1 protein-coding gene is annotated in these 1,948 nt (G+C 52.7%); it reads right to left on the reverse strand.

What is annotated here, in order from left to right:
- Positions 1-116 precede the first annotated feature (116 nt).
- Positions 117-1,751 carry a hypothetical protein gene (locus J5224_RS25940; protein ID WP_264628069.1) on the reverse strand — a complete coding sequence of 545 codons (1,635 nt, stop codon included), beginning with the start codon at positions 1,749-1,751 and terminating at the stop codon, positions 117-119.
- Between the last annotated feature and the right edge of the window lie 197 nt (positions 1,752-1,948).

Genomic DNA, 1,948 nt, shown 5'->3' on the forward strand with positions numbered 1-1,948 from the left:
ATGCGAGCGAGCGCGCAGAACCAATTTGTATCGACGGTGGCATAGCGTATTAAGCGGTTAGAATTACACGCTAAGCGGTTGGGGAGAAAAACAGCGTCAGGCACGCAGCGTCACATTCAGTGTACCGGCGGCAGCGCTTTTACCTGCAAGGCACGAATTTCAATCGTTCTGCGGTATTCCTCGAGCGGCATATGACTGCCAATGCCCAGCGAGGCAAATCTCGGTTTTTGCTGGAGCACCCGGGAGAAAATTAACCTGCCATACCTTTTGATATCGACCCGCCAACCGCTTTCATGCTGGCGGACCACCACATCCATGTTGATGAAGCGCATCACATCCAGCGGCAATGTGGTATCGGTTAATCGAACCTTTTCGCCCCCCTCATGGGTATCCACAAAGTACACGTTATTCACTCTGCCGAGTGCCAGCGAAGTATGACCTTCCCCATCGGTTAAGGTAAAAAAGTGGATTTCCGGGTAATAGGCATTTACGCGTATAGAGAAATGCACCCTGGCGTTGTGGGCAGGCATTTTACGTTTCAGAAACAGGTTTAGCGCATTGCAGCTATCACTCACCTTGGGAATATCCAATATCAGGCTATTGATACCGTTAACCGACTCAAAATAGGCCAGCAGGCAGGCATGCAACTGACGGTAGGTAGCGGGCTGCATGCCGCCGCCGTGCATATCGCTGACCAGTTTGAATCCGCGCAGCCCGGCAGGGGAAAGCGTTTTCAGGTTGATTTCATGGCAGGATTTTATCGCAGCGTGAGGGGCTAAAGGGATAGCCCGTTCACGCCGGTGCACCTCTCGGGTCGCTTCGGGTTGTTGCGTGGAAGCACCTCCACGCGTAAGGCAGGCATGATAGATAAGCTTAGCGCCTCCCAGTAATACCGTACTTACTGCGCTGCCAACCGCACCGATAATCACGTTGTTGCGCACCGCTGCACGCCGAGTAGACAGCGCCGTTGTGACAACCGCCCCCGCCACCACAGGAAGAACAGCCTCACTGTTGGCAATTTTCACCGCAGATGAGCGCAGGGGAAGGCTTTCCAGTCGAAGATGGGCGATTTTATCCGCATTTTGCGCCATGCACGAAAGCTGATGCCAGTAAGCATCAATCCGGATTAACAGATTGGCAAAAAAGACCGGGACGCGCAGCAGACTGCGCTGAGGCGACGGTTCTTGTATCATCCAAAATCGGGTGGAAATTGCCAAAAGCCCAAGCGCCAGGTAAATGGCATGAGAAGCAGGATTATGATCGTGAGACAGAAACTGGGAAAAATAAGATATTCCGGTGTAGTCGAGCAGCGTTTGCTTAATGAAATCAGCCAAATGGGCAATCACATTCCCTTCACTGAGCATATCAACCGCGACCATCCCCAGCGTATTGAGCAATGCCAGATCGATATCCCTTTTCTCGGTGACCGAAATATACAGGCTGTGGGCTACTGCGATAACCCCGAGCGGCAAGCCGGGCAATAGTCGCGCCAATCCCGTAGCAATAAGCGCATTCTGCTGGATCATCTTTTTGATAGCGCGCCGACAGTCTTCGGTAAAGGGCACCAGATGCTCCGCTTTTTGTGCCGGTGGGCGTGTATCCGGCAGCGATCCATCGCGCGCATCGAACCAGATGTCCTCAACGCACCGTTGCTCCCATGCATCAAACCATAACTCGTGATGACCTGCATCGGCAGGCGCTGGCAAGGGCGCATTGGCACAAGAGCGAGCAGAACATGAAGCCGCATGCATAGATTAAATCCTTTTTAAACTATTCATACATTGCTATGAGACGGAGCGAGAGACATTGCCGTTTTGCTGCAATTTTACGGTCTTCCCACCGGTATCAGATTGCAGAAAAGCGGCATAACAACAGGGTGTGATGAGGTTTGGTTAAGATGCGCTACGCGTCCGCGCCAGCACGGCAAGGCGCCCACCAAACACATTGA

This window comes from Candidatus Symbiopectobacterium sp. NZEC135, assembly GCF_025962695.1.

What these genes read in the sequence shown, in the direction of transcription:
- J5224_RS25940 (WP_264628069.1), bottom strand. Translation starts at nt 1,751, where the DNA reads ATGCATGCGGCTTCATGTTCTGCTCGCTCTTGTGCCAATGCGCCCTTG.